At 45.9% G+C, this 19,350-nt stretch carries 21 protein-coding genes; 3 read left to right on the top strand and 18 right to left on the bottom strand.

Annotated elements, in window-relative coordinates:
- Positions 1-1,161: 1,161 nt before the first annotated feature.
- The gene (gene fusA / locus BUB44_RS12050; RefSeq protein WP_073166698.1) at positions 1,162-3,180 is read right to left on the bottom strand and encodes an elongation factor G; all 2,019 of its coding nucleotides are present in this window, start codon (positions 3,178-3,180) and stop codon (positions 1,162-1,164) included.
- 295 nt (positions 3,181-3,475) lie between these two features.
- Here fusA and spoVB point away from each other — a divergent pair, with 295 nt between their 5' ends.
- Positions 3,476-5,026, top strand: coding sequence for a stage V sporulation protein B (gene spoVB, locus BUB44_RS12045; protein WP_027357422.1), 1,551 nt, complete (start codon positions 3,476-3,478; stop codon positions 5,024-5,026).
- Position 5,027: 1 nt separating this feature from the next.
- Here the strand turns inward: spoVB and surE are convergent, their stop codons facing one another.
- From surE to BUB44_RS12000, 9 genes are all read right to left on the bottom strand, one after another.
- The gene (surE, locus tag BUB44_RS12040) at positions 5,028-5,795 is read right to left on the bottom strand and encodes a 5'/3'-nucleotidase SurE (RefSeq protein WP_073166696.1); all 768 of its coding nucleotides are present in this window, start codon (positions 5,793-5,795) and stop codon (positions 5,028-5,030) included.
- 11 nt (positions 5,796-5,806) lie between these two features.
- Positions 5,807-5,983 (bottom strand): YpmA family protein, encoded by a 177-nt coding sequence (locus tag BUB44_RS12035; RefSeq protein WP_073166693.1) that lies wholly within the window; start codon positions 5,981-5,983, stop codon positions 5,807-5,809.
- A gap of 30 nt (positions 5,984-6,013) precedes the next feature.
- A complete protein-coding gene (gene folE / locus BUB44_RS12030; protein ID WP_207545657.1) occupies positions 6,014-6,574 on the bottom strand; it encodes a GTP cyclohydrolase I FolE in 561 nt (186 codons plus the stop codon).
- 19 nt (positions 6,575-6,593) lie between these two features.
- Positions 6,594-7,334 (bottom strand): 7-carboxy-7-deazaguanine synthase QueE, encoded by a 741-nt coding sequence (locus tag BUB44_RS12025; protein WP_073166691.1) that lies wholly within the window; start codon positions 7,332-7,334, stop codon positions 6,594-6,596.
- 1 nt (position 7,335) lies between these two features.
- Entirely contained in the window at positions 7,336-7,896 is a 561-nt protein-coding gene (locus tag BUB44_RS12020) for a DUF366 family protein (RefSeq protein ID WP_073166688.1), read from the bottom strand.
- Positions 7,897-7,900: 4 nt separating this feature from the next.
- Positions 7,901-8,551 (bottom strand): 7-cyano-7-deazaguanine synthase QueC, encoded by a 651-nt coding sequence (queC, locus tag BUB44_RS12015; RefSeq protein WP_073166686.1) that lies wholly within the window; start codon positions 8,549-8,551, stop codon positions 7,901-7,903.
- The gene (gene queD, locus BUB44_RS12010) at positions 8,548-8,931 is read right to left on the bottom strand and encodes a 6-carboxytetrahydropterin synthase QueD (RefSeq protein WP_073166684.1); all 384 of its coding nucleotides are present in this window, start codon (positions 8,929-8,931) and stop codon (positions 8,548-8,550) included. The genes queC and queD overlap by 4 nt, the downstream gene beginning before the upstream one ends.
- A 207-nt stretch (positions 8,932-9,138) precedes the next feature.
- Positions 9,139-10,143 carry a tetratricopeptide repeat protein gene (locus tag BUB44_RS12005; RefSeq protein WP_165611045.1) on the bottom strand — a complete coding sequence of 335 codons (1,005 nt, stop codon included), beginning with the start codon at positions 10,141-10,143 and terminating at the stop codon, positions 9,139-9,141.
- Between the two features lie 279 nt (positions 10,144-10,422).
- Complete coding sequence (locus BUB44_RS12000) at positions 10,423-10,635, bottom strand: heavy-metal-associated domain-containing protein (RefSeq protein WP_242655973.1); 213 nt, start codon at positions 10,633-10,635, stop codon at positions 10,423-10,425.
- A gap of 159 nt (positions 10,636-10,794) precedes the next feature.
- Between BUB44_RS12000 and BUB44_RS15600 the strand changes: the two genes are divergently transcribed.
- Complete coding sequence (locus BUB44_RS15600; RefSeq protein ID WP_034635475.1) at positions 10,795-11,004, top strand: hypothetical protein; 210 nt, start codon at positions 10,795-10,797, stop codon at positions 11,002-11,004.
- Between the two features lie 9 nt (positions 11,005-11,013).
- Here the strand turns inward: BUB44_RS15600 and BUB44_RS11990 are convergent, their stop codons facing one another.
- Positions 11,014-11,607, bottom strand: a complete 594-nt coding sequence (locus tag BUB44_RS11990) for a TatD family nuclease-associated radical SAM protein (RefSeq protein ID WP_073166676.1) — start codon at positions 11,605-11,607, stop codon at positions 11,014-11,016.
- Between the two features lie 82 nt (positions 11,608-11,689).
- Here BUB44_RS11990 and BUB44_RS11985 point away from each other — a divergent pair, with 82 nt between their 5' ends.
- The gene (locus BUB44_RS11985) at positions 11,690-12,085 is read left to right on the top strand and encodes a TIGR04086 family membrane protein (RefSeq protein WP_051618239.1); all 396 of its coding nucleotides are present in this window, start codon (positions 11,690-11,692) and stop codon (positions 12,083-12,085) included.
- A gap of 189 nt (positions 12,086-12,274) precedes the next feature.
- Here the strand turns inward: BUB44_RS11985 and BUB44_RS11980 are convergent, their stop codons facing one another.
- Genes BUB44_RS11980 through BUB44_RS11945 form a run of 7 tightly spaced genes read right to left on the bottom strand, consistent with a single transcriptional unit; the run spans position 12,275 to position 19,040 of the window.
- On the bottom strand, positions 12,275-13,126 hold the full coding sequence (locus BUB44_RS11980) for an FAD/NAD(P)-binding protein (RefSeq protein WP_073166670.1): 852 nt from the start codon (positions 13,124-13,126) through the stop codon (positions 12,275-12,277).
- Entirely contained in the window at positions 13,104-14,159 is a 1,056-nt protein-coding gene (locus BUB44_RS11975; protein ID WP_073166667.1) for a 4Fe-4S dicluster domain-containing protein, read from the bottom strand. The genes BUB44_RS11980 and BUB44_RS11975 overlap by 23 nt, the downstream gene beginning before the upstream one ends.
- A gap of 15 nt (positions 14,160-14,174) precedes the next feature.
- On the bottom strand, positions 14,175-15,146 hold the full coding sequence (locus tag BUB44_RS11970; protein ID WP_073166665.1) for a Coenzyme F420 hydrogenase/dehydrogenase, beta subunit C-terminal domain: 972 nt from the start codon (positions 15,144-15,146) through the stop codon (positions 14,175-14,177).
- Positions 15,139-15,609 (bottom strand): hydrogenase iron-sulfur subunit, encoded by a 471-nt coding sequence (locus BUB44_RS15850; RefSeq protein ID WP_242655972.1) that lies wholly within the window; start codon positions 15,607-15,609, stop codon positions 15,139-15,141. The genes BUB44_RS11970 and BUB44_RS15850 overlap by 8 nt, the downstream gene beginning before the upstream one ends.
- On the bottom strand, positions 15,600-17,582 hold the full coding sequence (locus tag BUB44_RS11955; protein WP_083543233.1) for a CoB--CoM heterodisulfide reductase iron-sulfur subunit A family protein: 1,983 nt from the start codon (positions 17,580-17,582) through the stop codon (positions 15,600-15,602). Before BUB44_RS11955 ends, BUB44_RS15850 begins: the two co-directional genes overlap by 10 nt.
- Positions 17,583-17,607: 25 nt before the next feature.
- Positions 17,608-18,465 (bottom strand): CoB--CoM heterodisulfide reductase iron-sulfur subunit B family protein, encoded by an 858-nt coding sequence (locus tag BUB44_RS11950; RefSeq protein ID WP_073166657.1) that lies wholly within the window; start codon positions 18,463-18,465, stop codon positions 17,608-17,610.
- Positions 18,462-19,040 carry a 4Fe-4S dicluster domain-containing protein gene (locus tag BUB44_RS11945; protein WP_073166655.1) on the bottom strand — a complete coding sequence of 193 codons (579 nt, stop codon included), beginning with the start codon at positions 19,038-19,040 and terminating at the stop codon, positions 18,462-18,464. The genes BUB44_RS11950 and BUB44_RS11945 overlap by 4 nt, the downstream gene beginning before the upstream one ends.
- Positions 19,041-19,350: the final 310 nt, after the last annotated feature.

Genomic DNA, 19,350 nt, shown 5'->3' with positions numbered 1-19,350 from the left:
AACATCCTCACCGGCCGGGTGCTGGTCTACCGCTGGCCGCTGGAATAACGCAGAAATGGCCCTGAGAGGCGGGGTGTTGACCGGGAAAGGTAATCATACCTGCCCGGCCTTTTTCGTGCCTTTGTAGGCCATTTTACGGCGTTTCGGCGGGCAGTTTCCGGCCCGCCCCATTTCCGCCATAACCAATACTGGCTTTTGGGTGCGAAGTTTGCGAAGCAATGTTCGCACCAGCAGCCAGGGTGGAAACAGGAAGCATACCCTGACCGGTCACAGGTAAGTTTTAACTGCTGTTTCCCTGGACTGCCGTTCCCTACCCCTTTTTCTGCTACGCTGGCATGGCTATTTCTCTCGAACAAGCCACACCGAAGCAGGCGGGAGGCAAAAGGCCCGCCAACCCCGGATGAAATGCGGCCTCCAGGGGAAAAGGCCCTCTTTTGGGACACTTCCTGGCAATGGTCCGGCAGGGTAATGCACACAGCCACGAAGAAGGTAACACGTACAGGAAAGGTTTTCAGGTTATGACGGGTATCACCGTAACGATGGTCCCCTGCCCGCCCCGGTGAAAAGGCCCCTTCCTGCCCGGCCACATCCACCCCGGTAAAATGCCCCTCCAGACCGCGTAGAAGCGCATTTCAGGGGGGATTCCCCAGGGGTAAGTATAAAACCTTTGCCCGCGACAAATACCCCTTAAAACCAAACGTAGCAATAGGGGTGCGGGCACTAGTGTTGAATACTAGTGTTTCGGCTGGGTCCTTCCGGGAGGGCGGCCGGCCAAGAAATTACGAAGCCCTTTCTGCTGGTGCGTGCTCCCATCATTCATTTTGGGAGCAGCAAGGCCCGGAGGCCGCATGGCTGTAAGCGAAACCGGTTTTTCGCTTTGGGAGCATTTTGGGAGCAGATTGGGAGCAAACACCCTAAAACGAGGCCAATGTCCACCCATTTATTCCCTGGTAGCTTCTAACAACACAAGGTAAATCAAGCCTTTGCAAACTTCGCCAAACTATACAAAGGCGGTAATTCGGTCTCCAAAACCGTAGGTTGCGGGTTCGAGTCCTGTCTCCCCTGCCAAAGAAACGCAGGAGCCTCAAGGGTTTGAGGCTCCTTTTTTGTGTGCCCATCATGGGGCGTTTGTAAATAAATAGGCAGGAGTATTTATCCTGCCTATTTTTCTGCTTCCGCAGCTTCCTTAGCTTTTTTAATGATTTCTTCTGCCAGGCGGGCGGGAACTTCTTCGTAACTATAGAAACTCATGCGGAAGGAACCCCTTCCCTGGGTCATGGACTTGAGGTCGATTGCGTAACGGTACATTTCTGCCAGGGGTACCAGAGCCCTGACGCGGGAGTTTTTACCTGCTGCTTCCATTCCCAGGATACGCCCTCGCTTGGTATTAAAGTCGCTTATGATATCACCCATAAAGCTTTCAGGAACAGTAACTTCCACTTCCATGATTGGTTCAAGTAGTACCGGCTTGGCTTGTTGCTGACCTTTCTTAAAGGCCATAGAGGCGGCAATTTTGAAAGCCAGTTCTGAAGAATCCACCGGGTGGAATGAACCATCGTAAAGTACAACTTTTACACCGGTAACCGGATAGCCGGCAAGAACACCTTCCTGCATGGCTTCACGTACGCCCTTTTCTACCGCCGGGATATATTGTTTGGGGACTGCTCCACCAAAAATCTCCTCGGTAAATTCAAATGGTGCATCAGCCAGGGGTTCCAGGCGCAGCCAGACGTGGCCATATTGTCCACGACCGCCAGTTTGCTTTTTATGTTTGCCTTCCACCTTTACTTCGGCACGGATGGTTTCCCGATAGGGTACCTTTGGTGAATCCATGCTAACATCCACGCCATATTTGCGCTTCAACCTTTCGAGAAGGATATCCAGGTGCAGTTCTCCCATACCCGTAAGCAGGGTTTGCTTTGTTTCCGTATTTTTCTCCACCCGGACTGTGGGGTCCTCTTCCAGCAACTTGGACAGAGCATCCCCCAGTTTATCTTCGTCTCCCTTACTCTTGGGCTGGATGGCGACTGTCAGGGTTGGTTCGGGGAAGTTAATACCTTCCAGTTTAACGGGGTGATCCTTGTCACACAGCGTATCACCGGTACTGGTGTCCTGCAGTTTAACCAGCACGGCAATATCTCCCGTGGGAACCTCGGTGGTAGGAATGGAGTTTTTGCCCCGCACATAGAGTATTTGCCCAATCTTTTCCATTTTTTCCCTGGTGCTGTTTAACACTACAGTATCACTTTTTAATGTTCCGCTAAAAACGCGGATAAAGTTCATTTTACCCACGTAAGGGTCAGCCAGGGTTTTAAAGACCAGGCCGGAGAAGGGAGCTCCTTCCTGTACAGGGGGGGCGGGACAGTTTACTACCAGGAAATCCATCAGGCTGGTAATACCCATGTTTTTCGTGGCCGAACCGCATAAAATGGGTACTACTTTACCTGTACTGACTCCCTTTTGCAGCCCCTGTTTTATTTCTTCCCCGCTTAATTCTTCCCCTTCCAGATATTTCATCATTAACTCGTCATCAGCTTCCACTGCTGCTTCTATTAACTTTTCACGGTAGGAAGAAATTTCCGAAGCAAGTTCTGAGGGAACATCTATTTCTTTAGTTTTTCCATTTTCAAAAGAGTATGCCTTTTGCTCGATCAGATCAACAATTCCCGTAAAATTGTTGGCCTGACCAATGGGCAATTGTACGGGAGCAAAGTTGGCGTTAAATTTAGCCTGTAAATCATCAAGAACTTTAAAAAAGTTAGCGTTTTCCCTATCCATCTTGTTTATAAAAATCAGCCGGGATTGATTATCCTTAAGTAGGTCCCAGATAACCTCAGTTTGCACCTGCACCCCGTCAACGGCGGAGACCACAAAAAGTGCAGTTTCCACCACCCGTAATACACCATAAACTTCCCCTATAAAATCAGAATATCCAGGGGTATCCAGGAGGTTTAATTTATGATTCTGCCATTCGCAAGGTACAAGGCTGGTATGAATGGTTACCTGCCGGTTAATCTCTTCGGGGTGATAATCAGAGGTAGTGGTTCCATCTTCTACCCGCCCCAGTCGAGAAATCGCTCCGGTATTAAAGAGCATTGCCTCTACTAAAGAGGTCTTTCCGGCGCCGCCATGGGCCACCACGCCAATGTTGCGGATTTGAGAAGTCTGGTAATTTTTCAAAATCCCGTTACCTCCTTTTTGTAAATAATGGTTTCCCCCAGGTTAGCAATATATACTATAGCACAGCCAGAACTGGGCATATCTGGATTGAACAACAAAAACAGCCCCTACTGGGGTGCCCATGATAAAACTTTTCTTTGCTTGATAAGCTGCCTAAGCTCCTCTTATTCTACGCTATGTTCCTAAAATCCTTTGGGAAGAAGAAAATTTTTTCGACATATTATCCGGCGAGACTGACATGGTTGGCCACATAGGTACCTGAATTCAATCATACATATAGCAAGAGGTGGAGTACATGTCCCGGCATTCATTTATTTATGGTGCCTTTGTCCTATTGCTGGCCAGCCTGTGCAACCGTATAATTGGATTCATTTATCAAATTCTAATGATCCGGCTGATCCGTCCTGAAGGAGTCGGCCTCTTTAACATGATCTACCCCATTTACGTCTTGATACTGGTTCTGGCTACTGCAGGAATTCCTGTGGCTATTGCTAAGTTAATAGCTGAAGAGGTTGCTCGGGGAAACCTGTGGGGTGCCTACCGGGTCTTTTCTGTTGCTTTCTGGTGGATTGTTGCCTGCAGTTTGTTTTTTACCCTTATACTTATTTTGGGCCTACCTTTTTTGCAAAACTACATTTTCCCCAACCCTAAAGTATACTATTGTTTTCTCAGTTTAATTCCCGGGATTATTATCGTATCCCTATGCTCTGCATTTCGCGGTTTTTTTCAGGGGCTCCAGCAGATGACACCTACAGCTATATCACAGGTAGCGGAGCAAATGGTTCGGGTGATTGCCGGGCTGGGGATAGCGTGGTTAATGCTCCCCAGGGGAATTGAGTATGCAGCTATGGGCATATCCCTGGGGGTTGTACTGGGTGAATTTGTTGGTTTCATGTTCATGCTGGCCATTTATTCTAAGAAAAGGCCTTACCTTCCCCCTTTGTCAGCATATTGTCCTGTACCGGTGCTTACGGTTACGGGCCAGATTTTCAATCTGGCTATACCCGTAACTCTAACCCGTTTTGTTTCTACGGCCTTTTTGACTATAGATGCCATGTTAATTCCCCGTCGGCTTCAGATAGCAGGAATGGATTTAAATGAAGCAACAGGTGTTTACGGCCAGTTTGTGGGTATTGCAGAATCCCTGCTGTTTACCCCTAGTATTGTTACTATTTCCCTGGCCACAGCTCTCGTTCCGGCTGTTAGTGATGCCCTGGCCAAGAATGACCTTCCCCTGGTACGTGTTCGTACAGAAGAGGCTTTGCGTCTGACCATGTTGGCCGGTTTGCCTGCAACGGCAATTTTTCTCCTTCTACCCAGGGAGCTGTGCCGGATTATTTTCGGTTATGCTGACGCCGGTATGGCTCTGGGCGTTCTGGCTCTAGGCGGGCCGTTTCTTTACCTGCAGCAAACCACTACCGGCATCTTGCAGGGGTTGGGGCGGGCAGAAAGGCCATTACGTAACCTGCTCATTGCCTCTGTTTTTAAAGTAGCCGGAATATACTACCTTACCTCCACCCTGGGAATAAGGGGTACTGCTCTTTCCTTTTGTGTGGCCTATATGATTATGGCATTACTAAATTACCGGGATCTAAAAAATATCATCGGCTTAAGATTGGATTTTGGTTATTGCCTGGGCAAACCGCTGGTAGCTACTGCAGGTATGGCGGGAGTTATGAGTTACGTGCGCCAGTTTATCATGAATTTTGGAGAACTGTCCTTTTTCGACCTGCTGGTTGTGTTGTTCCTGGGTGGGGTAACTTATTTATTTTTACTGCTTCTATCCGGTGGAATACACGGCCATGATTTGCGCCGCCTGACTTCTTTTCTGGGATGGCGTAGTTAAATTAGCATTCAATAGTTATTGCGCTTAATTGCTCACGGATTACATCAATAGAACGATAATCGGTCAGATCGAGCTGAATGGGTGTACTGGAAATGAAGTTTTGTTTTATAGCTCTTATATCCGTATCATCACTGTTGTTTTCGAGATCTAACGGTTCTCCTGCCATCCAGTAATAAATGCGCCCCCGGGGATCAGTTCGCTTATGAAATATATTGACATACCTCCGGCTTCCCAGGCGGGTTATACGTATACCGCGAGGTTTTTCAGCTGGTATATTGATATTTAATAACGTTCCTTCGGGTAATCCTGTTTTTAAGATAAGATTAACAATTTTTCTTGTTATTGTTGCTGCCGTAGAAAAATCATGTTTGCTATAGCTGGTAAGAGAAACGGCCAGGGAGGGAAACCCATTAATAGTTCCTTCTATAGCTGCGGACACCGTTCCTGAATAAAGGACGTCAGTTCCTAAATTAGGTCCCTGATTAATACCGGCAACTACCATTGCGGGGGGCTCCGGCAGAAGATCTTCCAGGGCCAGCTTAACACAATCGGCCGGTGTTCCCTGTACAGCCCAGGCTTTGGCTTTAATGCCTGGTATATTGACATTTTCCAAAAGCAGGGGGCGGTGAACAGTGATACCGTGACCGGTGGCACTGCGTTCCCTGTCCGGGGCCACAATATAAAGCTCACCGGTTTCCTGCAGGCTCTTGGCCAGCGCTTTTAAGCCGGGAGCAAAAATCCCATCATCATTGCTAAGCAAAACAATCATGGTACCCTCCATTAGATTTCATAAATTGAAATGATCATCTTGTCTTTTTCCGCATCTTTGGTTAAGCCGAACATTAATTTTTTATGCTTAAGATTTTTATTTAGAAAATCTATTACCTTATACATTTCAGGATAGGGTGTAAAGCTTTTAGTAGCTATTAATTCAAGCTTACCTTCTTTTTCTTTCATAATTTTTTTACCTCCTCGGGTACTGGTTAGCTAACCCTTGATAAGGGCAAGTGCTTCTGCTCTAGTGGCTTCACTTCTTTGAAAGGAGCCGCGTACTGCTGAAGTAATGGTTTTCGATCCAGGTTTACGAATACCCCGTAAAGTCATGCACATGTGTTCTGCCTCGATTATTACCAGTACACCCTGCGGATTCAACCGGCGCATAATACTATCGGCGATCTGGGTAGTTAAGCGCTCCTGTAATTGAGGCCGTTTGGCAAACCCTTCTACTACCCGTGCCAGCTTGGAAAGTCCTGTAACCTTACCTTTTCTGGGTATATAAGCAACATGGGCTTTTCCGAAAAACGGTAAAAGGTGATGTTCGCACATAGAATATATAGGTATATCCTTAACCAGAATCATTTCTTCATGCTGTTCAGTAAAAATTTTTTCCAGGTGTATTTCCGGATCCTCCCAAAGCCCACAAAAGATTTCTTTATACATTCTGGCTACCCGGGCTGGCGTTTCCCTGAGCCCTTCCCGGTCAGGGTCTTCACCAATAGCTTCTAAAATCATACGTACTGCTTTTTCAATTTTTTCGGTATCAATCACTTGCCTCTCCCTCCTAAAATTATAAGTAACCCAGAAATTTATGTGTCTGTGGGACAACCCTGACATCGGTTAATCTTTTCATGGCCAGGGATTGCCAGGTGATAATCTTTTCTGCGCTTAATTTTATCTCCGCGTCAGGTGTTGTTACGGGCTGAAATACTACGGGAAAATCCCCGACATCGCAGATTAAATCCAGAGCCTTTTCTATTTCTTCCATTTTACTGTTTTCATCCACTATTATTTTTACAAATGTATTTTTAGTGCGGGCCAGTTCCAGAAATTCCCTGTGCTCATCCCACAGGGGTTTTACTTTAGCTGTCCCAGGTAGCTTAATATCCATGGCAATAATGTCAATAAAGGGAAGTAATGGCTTTAAGAATGCTGGCAAAGTGCCATTAGTTTCCAGGTAAATGCCCTGCCGGGTTCCCTTAATTAGAGGAATAAGCTCTCTTAAAAAAAGTGCATGAAGTAAAGGTTCCCCCCCTGTTAAACTGATAGAATGATGAGCAGACGGTTCAAGTTCCCGCAGGATCAGGGCGACATCCTGGGCAGTCATGGGATTTGGTGATGTAAAAAATTTCCTGGTGCCTGGCCGCTTTTCCCAGTAGCATTGTTCAGGTATATCACGGGGTGTGTCACAATAGCTGCAGGTCAAATTACAACCGGCAAAGCGCAAAAAAATTTGCCGGCATCCTACAAAAATACCTTCACCCTGAATTGAGGAAAATATCTCTCTTATCGGGGCAGTCAGGGGGGACACCTTATCGCACCCCCTTGACTTTACATCTGGCGCGCTGTATACCTTCCATCTCTTTGATGTAGGATAAACCAATTTTTTCAGCAAGCTTGGCAACTTCTTCAGCCGGCCAGCCCAGTTCTATTAGTCCTATTGCTGGTACCGGTGTGTTTTCCGCAGATATATTTAAAGCCGTATGAATTATAGTGGATACTGGTGTGGCCGTTGCAATGGAAATCGAAAGTTTACGCTCTTGATAATATAAGTCATCGCCTGATCGTACCAATTTATATCCTTTTTCTTCTAGAACTTCTTTAACCACAGTTATGAACAAGCGCTGGCGTAGGATCGTTTTTTCTAAATCATGATCGAAATGTTCAATAATAAAATGTAACATATCATTTCCATAAATGGGTTGCTGGTTACGGACATCTTCTAAATCTACCATATGCTCAAATTGAATGCAGCAGGGCCCCCGGAAAGCTACTATACTATTACCTAAAAGACCAAAGGATCTATAAGCCCAAAGAGAGGCAAGCTGGGTACCATCGTACTGTAGAATTTGAGGAGCAAAATAAAAATGCATAATTTCACCTCGCAGCGGACATAGCCCTCATAAATCGCCGGCAGCTTTCACAGCGGCCACACATGGTTTCACCACCATAGTAGCAACTCCAGAGCAAATGCCACGGGATTTTAAGACGTTGCCCCAGGCGTACTATTTCCCTCTTATTTAATCTGGCGGTATAGCTAACTACACGTATCTTGTTAGCCGTGGAATATGATAGAGAAAGGTTAATTGCTTCGATGAAATCAATGCTGTTGTCGGGAAATGCAGCTGCTTCTTCCCGGTTAAAGCCGGTTACCACCTGCTCACATCCCAGGGCTTCTGCAAAGCAGGCAGCAATATTTATGAACAGGGCATTGCGATTGGGCACCCATACTGCTTTTGCCCTGGTTCTGGCCTGCTGAGGGTTATCCAGCTCTCCCTCGGGTTCCGGTATGATTACTTTCCTATTGACCAGAGAAGTGGTAGTAACATCGGCCAGGAAGGGGAGGCTTATAACCCGGTGAGCCAGGTTATAATGGGCAGCCAGGGCTTGGGCAGCAGCTATTTCCTTTGCTGCCGCCCGCTGGCCATAATCTATAGTCAAGCATAGTTGTACCTCTCCTTCAATTAAAGCCTGGGCCATGGAAACGGTAGAATCAAGGCCTCCGGATAGCAAAACTACACTTTTCATGGTCCTGTATCCTCCCGGTAGCTGGCGCAGGCATCGGGGGATTCCCAAACCCGTACTTCAGCTAGGGTTAAATTAGAAGGTAGTAAAGTTTTTAGCTGGTGATAAATATATTTGGCCAGGTTTTCCGCAGTTGGGTTATTATCAAGCTTGTTAAACGGGTGCAAGTCATTTAGGTAGCTATGATCAAGCTCTTTTATAACCGTGCTGGTCATTTTTTTAAGCTCTCCGAAATCAATAAGCATTCCACAGGAATTTAATTTTTTTCCTTCTACTGATACTTCCACAGTCCATGTATGTCCGTGCAGGCGGGCGCATTTACCCTGATAATTAAATAGGCGGTGGGCAGCAGCAAAACGTTCGATTATTGTTAAACGGTACATATCATGAATTCCTCCAACGAGTAGTATAACACAGCCACCTGGATTTTAACTATTTCGCCACTTTTCCCGATCGTCCTCCTATTATCTTTAATGATGGTGCTCAAAGGTGTTTCTACATTTTCAGGCCGATATTATAAGAAAAGCGGTCATTCCATCACGAATGACCGCCTATAAACATGGATGTTTAAACTTATCTGCCCGTCTTTTTTATATCAGACCCAGGGCCCGGTTATAGCATTCTACGGCTTCCGCTGCCTGCCCCATCTCATTCAGAACATTACCCAGCATACCCCATGTTTCCGGGCAACCGGGCCGGTTGGCCAGAATTTGTTTACATATAATTATGGCCTCATTATAACGTTTTAATTTAACCAGACATGCAGCCTTATTGAGGAGAATTACAGGATTTTCAGGATCATCGGCCAGGGCGCGGTCGTATAACTGAATGGCTTCATCTTCCCTTCCTATTTCATCCAGGCAAAGGGCGTAGTTATTTAAGATAGTAGCATCATTTAACCCGCAACGAAGAGCATTCTCGTAACAAGAGATAGCTTTTTGATATAACCTTGACCTGTGATAACAGGAAGCAAGGTTTGACAGGATTGCTGCGTCACCGGGACACATTTTTTTAGCCAGTTCATAGCAGGCAATGGCTTCCTCATATCGCCCCAAATGGGATAGGCTGTATCCCTTATTATTCATTACTTCTACACTGTTCAGACCTCCTGCTTGTGCTCGCTGATAATATTCTACAGCTTCCTCGTGACGGCCAAGTTTGCTGGCTGCCAGTCCCATGTTCAGATATAGTTCGGGACTTGCCCCTTGAGAGAGTTGAACTTGCCGGAGAACGGTTAGGGCTTGTTCAGCTTTTCCCATTTCCAGCAACTGAACACCAACTTCATACAGCGATGGTATATCATTTCTTTTTAGAAACATATTTTCAATTTGACCCCACAGTTTTTTAGGGGATGTTCTTTTTTCTTCAATGCCAGTTTTAGAAATTTTATGATAGTTATAAAAACTGTATTGAGAAAATAATCGCGAAGTTTTAGCCAGCTGGTTCGAACGATTAAGCCAGTAAAGGAGGCTGGTTTTACCCTGTTCGCCAGCTACTCTTTTCCAGTGTAAGATTGCCCGATCCAGTCGGCCCCGTTTCAGGCATAACCTGGTTGCATGGAGATGTAACATTGTTTGTCCGGGGTGAAGTTGCATAGCCCGGTCTATAAAACGAAGGGCCTGTTCCTCGGCTCCCAGGGCTTCCAGGATGCGGGCCCCTACATGCCATAAAACAGCCATAGTGTTCTGGCGTTTTAGAGCAAGTAGCGGGTTCCACATCTGTATCGCTCCTTTTTAACGTTTTTAGTTAATTTCAATTTCTCGATTAACCTGAAATTTCCTGCCAAGTAAATGTAATTTTATTCCATCAAAAACTCACTTCTTACGACATAATACAAAAGGAGGGAATATTAATTTCCCTCCACGATTAAAAAACTAGGAATTGACGCGGTAGCCTGCTTTTTCTATTGCCTCAGCAAGCTTTTCCGTAGTTATTTCCGGAGTATGAATAACTGAGACTTTTTTCCCAACCAGATCAACATTTACTTCCTCCACACCTTCAATTTTTTTTAAAGCTTTTTCCACTGCCGCTTTACAATGGTTGCAGGACATTCCTTCAACCGTAAGAATTGTTTTTTGTACCGCCAAAGTATTGCACCTCCTGAAAGTTAGGGTGCGGCCATCCATCTTTATTATATCCCTTTATAGTATACGGGTTGGTTTCCCCTGCGCATAAAAACAATTTCAGCGGGTGAAGATAAAAGCTGGTTAGAAAACTACACCGGTTTAAATTGAGGTGAAAAAGAGATGGATAAAGAAAAAGAAAGACAAAAACAGCCCTTTGCTAGAGGAGATGCATTTATTCCTGAAGCTACGGGATCTGCCACCATGATTAACCTTGATGGTCAGTGGGAACACGACTTTGTAGATGATCCCACTCCTTTCTCTCGTAAAAATTCTCCCGGGAAGGTCAATGCAGGCAAGAATCCAAAAAACAATGGAAGCCCGGAAGTATAAAGGGCGCTTCTAGTTTTCAGAGAATTTTCGCAGGCGAAATTCTGCTCCAAGCTTTCGTGCAATCTCCCGGCACTTTTCCACATCCACCCCTGGCCAATCTACAACGGAGAGAATTACTCTGGGAATTTGCCCAACACAGGAGCGGGCAAAATCTAGTACGGCCTGGTAAGCTTTCTCTCCGTATACTGGCCGGCATATTTTAAGATAACTGCTGGCTGAGTGCGCGTTCAAGCTAATACAGATAATATCTACCAGATCCTTTAAATCTGAAACAATATTTTTTTGATAGATGAGTCCGGCCTGTCCGTTTGTGTTAATTCTTATTTTGGCATCTTTTTTTTTTAAATGGCTGGCTATTTTTTTAACTGTATCAAGACGTAATAACGGTTCGCCGTAACCGCAGAACACTATTTCCTGGTAACTGGCAGGTTCTTTAATTGCAGCAAGTATTTCTTCCGGAGATGGTTCATATTTAAGCCAGAGATTATAACCGATGCCCCGGGGGGTATGTCGTATACAAAAAAGACAATTATTTGTGCATCGGTTAGTAATATTAAGGTATAAGTTTTGTCCCAGTGAATAGGACACAATTTGATCTGCCATTTTTCCACTCCTGAACCAAATTAGTCATATTATCCTAAATAAAGAATTATAGATGAAAATAAAAGTAAAGGAGGTGATTAACTTGATTAATAATGAAACTTCTGGCTCCTTTAACATTGGGGAAGTCTTCCGGGGCACTCTGTTGGGACTGGCGGTATCCTTTCTGGGCAGTGCATTAATAGGCACGGGATATTATTTTACCAGGCTCCCTGAGAGCAGTTTACCGTGGTTTGCTGCAGGTTTATTTTTCCTGAGTATTCTGATAGGAGCTTGTTCTGCCGCCAGCCGGGCCGGAAATCGTGGTTTGTTTCACGGCCTGGGAGTGGCCCTCTTATTTTTCATTATCTCCTGGCTCTTGGCCAGTATTCTGTTCCCCTCCCCAATATTACCCGTATCATTAATCCAGAAATTGATTTTGGCTATAGTAGCCGGTGCCCTGGGGGGGATACTGGGGGTGGGTTTCAGCGATCAGGATTAATCATTGTTAAGTTCTCCGGTATTATTGTAAACCCTCTTACTGGTCCAGTAAAGCTTTCAAGTAATATTGCCCCGTACTTAAAAAAAGAGTCCTGCAGATATACCTGATAAAAAAGACACCGGCCTTACTATAAACGGTGTCTTTTTCTTTTCCCGGAGGGTGGCTACCCCATTTTTAGATTGCCTGTGACTAAAACTCCGGAGGCAATTGCTTTAACTGGCTCAGGTAGAACACCGGGCCATCAAGGCATACGTACTTGCTACCGATGTTGCATCGACCACATTTACCTATGCCACACTTCATCTTCATTTCCAGGGTGGTAATGACCTGATCGTCAGAGAAACCCATCTTTTCAAGGGCCTGCAGTACAAATTTAATCATAATTGGTGGTCCGCAGGTAATGGCATACTTGTTTTTCGGAGTAGGATTAATTTCCTCAAGGTATGCCGGTACAAACCCTACGTGTCCCTCCCACCCCTGCTCAGCCCGGTCAATAGTGGTATAGACTTTAGTACCCGGCATTTGAGGCCAGCGTTCCAGGATATCGTATTTGAAACAAAGATCGTCTACAGATCGGGCACCATAAATAATCTCTATATTTCCGTAGTCTTTCCTGTTTTCCTCGGCCAGCACAAAGTCAATTAACGCTCTTAAAGGAGCCAGGCCTATACCGCCACCTATAAACAGAAGGTCTTTACCCTTCATTTTTTCGTATGGAAAATGATTACCATAGGGACCGCGAATGCCCACTTTGCAACCCGGTTCCAGGCGGTGTAAGGCACTGGTCAACATTCCCACCTTTTTTACGCTAAATTCTAAAAGGCCTTTTCTGGTAGGCGAGGAAGTAATGGATATAGTGGCTTCTCCCACCCCAAATACTGAAATTTGAGCCACCTGTCCGGGTTTTTGCTTAAAATTTTCCATTACCTCTGGATCATCAAAGACCATTTGAAATGTTTTTACATCCGGAGTTTCATCGATAATCTTTATAATGGTGGCTGGAAAAGGTCTTAAAGGATTATGAGAGCGGCAATTGGTCATACCGGGCCACCTCCTGCAGGTCAGCAATGATCTGGCGTATATCAATATTAACCGGGCACTTGTTTATACATCGACCACAACCGACGCATCCATCCAGATTATAGCGGTCACGGTGATATTTCAGCTTGTGTAAAAAGCGATTGCGTATGCGTTCCTTTTTTGTGGGTCGGGGGTTATGTCCACCCGCCATCCGTGTAAAATGGCTGAACATGCAGGAATCCCAGCAACGTGATCTTACTCCCGATTCCCCGTCCGGGCTTTGATCGAAAATATCAAAGCAGTGACAGGTGGGACAGATAAAAGTGCAAATACCACAGCCCAAACAACGCTGAGCAAGTTCATTCCAGTAAGGTAGTTCAAAATGCTGATCCAGAAATTCTTTTATGCCGGAGATATCTACCTTTCGAGAAAACTGGCTGGCCAATTTTTTACCCATTTCATCGCGGGTTTTACTTACACGATTATCTCCGTCGACAGCAAAGAGTTGGTGGTATTTGTTGACCAGTTCTTCACCGCGGGAGGTCAATACTTCAATGCCGTAGCCGTCCTCCATTTCTGTTAGTAACAGATCGGCCCCTTCCCCGTTGGTGGGTCCTCCACCCATGGAATTACAGAAACAGTGGCGTTCTACCCGGGTGCAACATAAACATACTAAAATGGTGTTCTGGCGGCGCATCTGATAGTAGCAGTCCTGATAGGTGCCATTAAAAACCGGATCAAGGGCTATGATTCCCTTTACATCACAGGGACGAAGCCCAAAGAGGATGGTTGTTCCGGGTTTACAAGCATCCTCCAGGTTAATCTGGTTGTCGCTGGTGAAAAAGAAAAACATTTCTTCCGTTTGGGGGAAAAGCCAGCCTTTGGGGGAAATCGTGCTGTTGGTATAATTCAAATCTATTTCGGTAAAGCTCCCTACTGGTTTAAATAAGGAAACCTTTTCTTCCTCTCTAACAGGAGCTACTAAAGTATAATCCCTGATCAGGGCATCGATCCAGGTTCTTAAATTATCCCTGGTAATGATATAAGCATTCATCGCAGTTGTCCCCCTCTACATAAATTCATCGGGATCGGAATTGGTAAATGAGCCCAGAGGTGGTAGTTCATTTAAATTTGTACCCGGAGTGGGGACGTTGAACAGATCTTTGATGTCCTTCAGGATCTTCCGGTTTAGAAGCGTAAGGGGTATATTTACTGGACATACCCGGTCGCACTCACCACAGTCCACACATCGTCCAGCTACGTGAAAAGCCCGGATAAGGTGAAAAGCAGTGTTTTCCGAAAGGTTATTGGCTTTGGCTATCCAGCACGGTTCTGCCTGGTCAAATACACATTCACGGCAAGTACAAGCCGGGCAGACATTGCGACAGGCGTAACAACGCAGGCATCGTTGAAACTGTTTATCCCAATAATCACTTCTATCTTTTACTGGCAAATCTTCCAGTTTTTTAACTTTTTCAAAGGGATCCACCCGGTTAGCCGGAGGAATTTCCTCCCCCAGCATGAAATCTGCAATAACCGGGGTGTGATGTTCGCAACTCCGGCACTTTTCAAGTAAAGATTCGTTCCGGGAAAAAGTAAAAATCCCCTCCTCCGTTTGTATGGAAAAAGCCTGCTCATTTAAGCTTGCAGATAAAATTTGCGTGTTGGGGTTAAGGCGGGATGCTACCGTTTCCGGATCTAGTAAGCCCGGGCAGGGAATGCCCAGGATGATAATTTTTTCCCGGGGAATCTGGTTGTCCTGGATCAGGCGAACAATAGCCCTTGAATCACACCCTTTTACAACCACCGCCACTTTACCCGGTTCTTGATTATAATCCAGCAGATATTTAGCTAGATTATTAACGCAAAGGGGATTCCATATTAAATGGTCCACTTCCTCTTCCTTCCTGATGAAAGCAGGAATTACCCTGCTCACTTCACTGCCCGGAGCATAACCAATCACCAGGGTGGCTTCTTTATTAACCAGTAACTTTCGAGCTATGTCCCTTAGATTTTCCTGGACTTTCATTAGATCACTCATTATCTTTCACCCCGGTGGGAATTTTATTTGGAATCTCCAATTTCTGTCTCATCTTGGTATTTGGACCCAGAGCTTTAATTTCAGCCGTAATTTCTTCTACCGTCTGGGCAAATTTAGCTCCTTCGGAACCACTAATCCAACGGGCACGGAAACGCCCGGGTTCGAAGCCCACATATTCCAGCAAGCGTTTAAAAATGAGATAGCGTCGTCGTGTATGGTAATTGCCACTAACATAGTGGCAGTCCCCCGGGTGTCACCCACTTACGAGCACGCCGTCGGCACCTCTCTGGAAGGCACGTAAAATAAAAACCGGATTGACTCTTGCTGAGCAGGGCACACGGATTACACGAATGGAGGGTGGATAACTTAGCCGGCTAACCCCTGCCAGGTCGGCACCAGCGTAACTACACCAGTTACAACAAAAGCCAATTATTTTAGGTTCCCATTCTTGCTTTACAGACACAACGCATCCACCTCCGCCAGTAGTTGCTCGTTGGTGAAACCTTTGAGGTTAATAGCACCGGCCCGGCAGGCTACGGTACAGGCTCCGCATCCCTGGCAGAGCCCGGTATTAACACTGGCAACTGTTCGTTCGATCACTTTACCGCCCACCCGTTCACTAACCGTTGCCTTTTCGATGGCCCGATAAGGACATACGTTTTTGCATTCCAGGCAGCCGGAACAAAGAGCTGAATTAACCTGGGCAATCATGGGGTCTACAGCCATTTCGTTGCGGGAGAACAGGGCGCATACTTTCGCTGAAGCAGCACTGGCCTGGGCAACAGTATCAGGAATATCTTTGGGTCCCTGACAGGCGCCGGCCAGGAAAACTCCTGCAGTATTTGTTTCCACCGGTCGTAACTTGGGATGGCTTTCCATGAAAAATCCATTTTGATCAGTTGAAATACCCACAACTCGTGCCAGTTTATTTGCTTCTCTGCTGGGCACCATGGCTGTAGCCAGTACGACCAGGTCCGCAGCTATTTCAACTTGTCTTCCCAGGAGTGTATCCACACCCATAACCACCAGCTGGTCGCCTTCAGGATAAATTTTTGACACGCGGCCGCGGATATAGCGGGCACCCTCATGAACTGTACGCAAGTAAAATTCTTCATAAGCTTTACCAGGAGTCCGGATGTCCATGTAAAAGACGTAGACCCTGGAATCAGGGATCTTTTCCAGTACTTGATGAGCGTGCTTGGCTGTATACATGCAACAGGTTCGGGAGCAATATTCTTTACCTTTAACCGCATCCCGGGAACCCACACATTTGATAAAGACTACGGTTTTGGGTTCTTTTCCATCGGAAGGTCTTAAAATTTTTCCACCTGTTGGTCCGGAAGCATTATTCAGTCTCTCAAATTGTAACCCGCTGATTACATCGGGATAACGTCCATAGCCATATTCACCGTATGCACGTTCCCATTCAAATAAATCGTAACCGGTAGCTACGACAATAGCGCCGACCTGTTCTTTAATTAGCTGATCTTCCTGCTGGTAATCGATTGCTTGTGCCGGGCAAACTTTCTGACAGACACCGCATTTTCCTTTGGTAAACTGCCTGCAATGCTGGCGGTCGATTACCGGCTTGTTTGGCACGGCCTGCGGGAAACTAATATAAATGGCTTTTCTCATGCCCAATCCCAGGTTATATTCACTTACCACTTTGGTTGGACATTTTTCCCAGCAAGTACCGCAACCTGTACATTTGCTGTGGTCTACAGAGCGAGCCTTTTGTCTGATAGTAACCTGGAAATTGCCGATGTAGCCTTCTACCTTTTCGACCTCAGCGTAGGTAAATAAAGTTATATTAGGGTGCTGCGCCGCAGCAACCATCTTGGGTGTACTAATTCACGCTGAACAATCCAGGGTGGGAAAGGTTTTGTCCAGCATGGCCATTTTCCCGCCGATAGTCGGTTCCCTTTCCACCAGGACGACCTGGTAACCGGCATCGGCGATGTCCAGGGCAGCTTGCAAACCGGCAATGCCGCCTCCAATGACCAGTGCTCTTTTGGTTATGGGTATGGTGGATTCATATAGAGGTTCCAGCTTGTTGACCTTGGAAACCGCCCTGCGGATTAATTCAATTGCTTTTTGGGTAGCTTTTTCCGGTTCCTTTTGATGTACCCACGCACATTGTTCTCTGATGTTGGCCATTTCCAGTAGATAAGGATTCAACCCCGCCCGGCTCAGGGTCTTGCGAAAAGTAGCTTCATGAAGACGGGGAGAACAGGAGGCCACTACCACCCGGTTAAGGCGATGCTCGCGTACCGCCTGAATAATAGTTTCCTGGCCTGGTTCAGAACACATATACTTGTAATCGGTGGCAAATACCACCCCGGGGAATTTAGAGACAGCTTCTACCACCCGGGATATATCGACTACTGCACCAATATTTGTACCACACCAGCATACGAAAACACCTGTGCGTTGCATGTCCTATCGCTCCTTATTCAATAATCTATCCAACCATTTTTAAAACATGAGTGGTATCTACAAAGTGAGTATGCAGGCTCAGGTCGTCTGGATTTAAACCCAGGGCTATACCTAAAAGCTGGGTAAAGTAAAATACTGGCAACTGGTAATTGGTACCCTGCAACCGGTTGACTTTTAACTGGCGCATATCGAGGTTGAAATGACACAGGGGACAGGCACATACCAGGCAATGGGCACCGGATAGGGATGCTGCTTTAAGAATACGGGAAACCATGGTGGTGGCTATATCTTCATTGCTTATGGCCAGGGAAGCTCCGCAGCACTCTGTTTTATGAGGCCATTCCACCGGTTCAGCTCCGCTAGCTTGCATAATTTTTTCTATAATTTGGGGGTTTTCAGGATCGTCTATTTGGATATTCCGTGGCCGTACCAGCAGACAACCATAATAGGCGGCAATTTTTAACCCTTTTAAAGGTTTAACTACCTGATTTTGGATTCCCTCTAAGCCGATATAATTTATTGCTTCCAGGATGGAAACTACTTTGATCTTTCCCTGAAAAGAGCGCCCTGTAATTTCATTAATTTCTTTTTGCAGCCGGGGGTTTTGTTTTAATTCATAACATGTTAAAGCCAGTCGCTGGTAACAGGAAGCGCAAGGTGCGGTGACATCGAGGCCCATTTCTTCGGCCAGGGCTAAATTGCGAGCAGGCAGGGCCAGGGATAAAAGATGGCTTGTGCTATGCCCTGCTGTTGCCCCACAACAGCTCCAGTCAGGAATTTCTATTAATTCTATACCCAGATGTTTACACACTGCCCGGGTTGACAGATCGTATTCCTTCCCGCTGGCTTCTAAACTGCAGCCGGGATAATAAGCAAGTTTCACTTTTTACCCCCCTTTTCTGCCTGGCGTACTTTCTCAAAAATACGGTTTATTTCATCCAGGCCCCGCGGCTTTGTTACTGTAAGCTTTAATTTGCCGCGTTTTAGCATGGCCAGCCCCGTGCTGGCTTCCCGGAAGGGTTGGCCGGTTTTTAGATTGAAGATGGCCATCGTGGCAAGTTCAAATAATCGACCGTTTTTCTGTATATAGCCCAGAAAATTTTCATTAAATAAAGCAACATAACGGCCTTTGCCCGGGGGTGATATACCCTGATGGCGAGCCATAATTCTTAAGGTATCCATCACCCTGGCCACGTCAATATTTCTCGGGCAACGAACCGTACAGGTAACGCAGGATGCGCAGAGCCAGATACTCTGGCAATGAAGCACCTCTTCCTTTAGACCCATTTGCACCATGCGTATTACCTGATTAGGCATTAAATCACAGGCAAAGGCGATGGGGCAGCCAGCCGTGCATTTTCCGCACTGATAACAATTCTCTACTGCTTGCCCGCTTTCACGGGTTACAAGTTCAATAAAATTCCTGTCTTCCCATTGATTTAGTCTAATAGCTTTCATCCTTTATCCCTCTTTTTTAAAATAACTTCGAATATGATGGGGGGCAATTTCGCTAAAACAATATATGCTATTTCTCTATTAAGGCATACTTTCGACGTTTCGAAGATAAATCCTCTTTTAGAGTAAAAAAAAATCCCCGCTGGAGAAATGACGGAGATCACAGACATTCACCTAAAAAGCACAAAGGACAGGCTTGGCCTGTCCCTAATCTTATTTCCAGACCCTCATCAACAGGGCTCTAATGAAGGATGGTAGCCGCACGAAATATACGCGCAAGTCAACTCACCCCTTTTACTATTTTCGTCCTTAA

This window comes from Desulfofundulus australicus DSM 11792 (genome assembly GCF_900129285.1).
In the GTDB taxonomy this organism is placed as follows: Bacteria; Bacillota; Desulfotomaculia; order Desulfotomaculales; family Desulfovirgulaceae; genus Desulfofundulus; species Desulfofundulus australicus.
This window is presented reverse-complemented; position numbering and strand designations above follow the sequence as displayed.

Coding starts and splice junctions, on each gene's coding strand:
- spoVB (WP_027357422.1), top strand. CDS start 3,476: ATGTCCCGGCATTCATTTATTTATGGTGCCTTTGTCCTATTGCTGGCC.
- surE (WP_073166696.1), bottom strand. CDS start 5,795: ATGATTGTTTTGCTTAGCAATGATGATGGGATTTTTGCTCCCGGCTTA.
- BUB44_RS12035 (WP_073166693.1), bottom strand. CDS start 5,983: ATGAAAGAAAAAGAAGGTAAGCTTGAATTAATAGCTACTAAAAGCTTT.
- BUB44_RS12020 (WP_073166688.1), bottom strand. CDS start 7,896: ATGCATTTTTATTTTGCTCCTCAAATTCTACAGTACGATGGTACCCAG.
- queC (WP_073166686.1), bottom strand. CDS start 8,551: ATGAAAAGTGTAGTTTTGCTATCCGGAGGCCTTGATTCTACCGTTTCC.
- queD (WP_073166684.1), bottom strand. CDS start 8,931: ATGTACCGTTTAACAATAATCGAACGTTTTGCTGCTGCCCACCGCCTA.
- BUB44_RS12005 (WP_165611045.1), bottom strand. CDS start 10,143: ATGCAACTTCACCCCGGACAAACAATGTTACATCTCCATGCAACCAGG.
- BUB44_RS15600 (WP_034635475.1), top strand. CDS start 10,795: ATGGATAAAGAAAAAGAAAGACAAAAACAGCCCTTTGCTAGAGGAGAT.
- BUB44_RS11990 (WP_073166676.1), bottom strand. CDS start 11,607: ATGGCAGATCAAATTGTGTCCTATTCACTGGGACAAAACTTATACCTT.
- BUB44_RS11980 (WP_073166670.1), bottom strand. CDS start 13,126: ATGACCAATTGCCGCTCTCATAATCCTTTAAGACCTTTTCCAGCCACC.
- BUB44_RS11975 (WP_073166667.1), bottom strand. CDS start 14,159: ATGAATGCTTATATCATTACCAGGGATAATTTAAGAACCTGGATCGAT.
- BUB44_RS11970 (WP_073166665.1), bottom strand. CDS start 15,146: ATGAGTGATCTAATGAAAGTCCAGGAAAATCTAAGGGACATAGCTCGA.
- BUB44_RS11945 (WP_073166655.1), bottom strand. CDS start 19,040: ATGAAAGCTATTAGACTAAATCAATGGGAAGACAGGAATTTTATTGAA.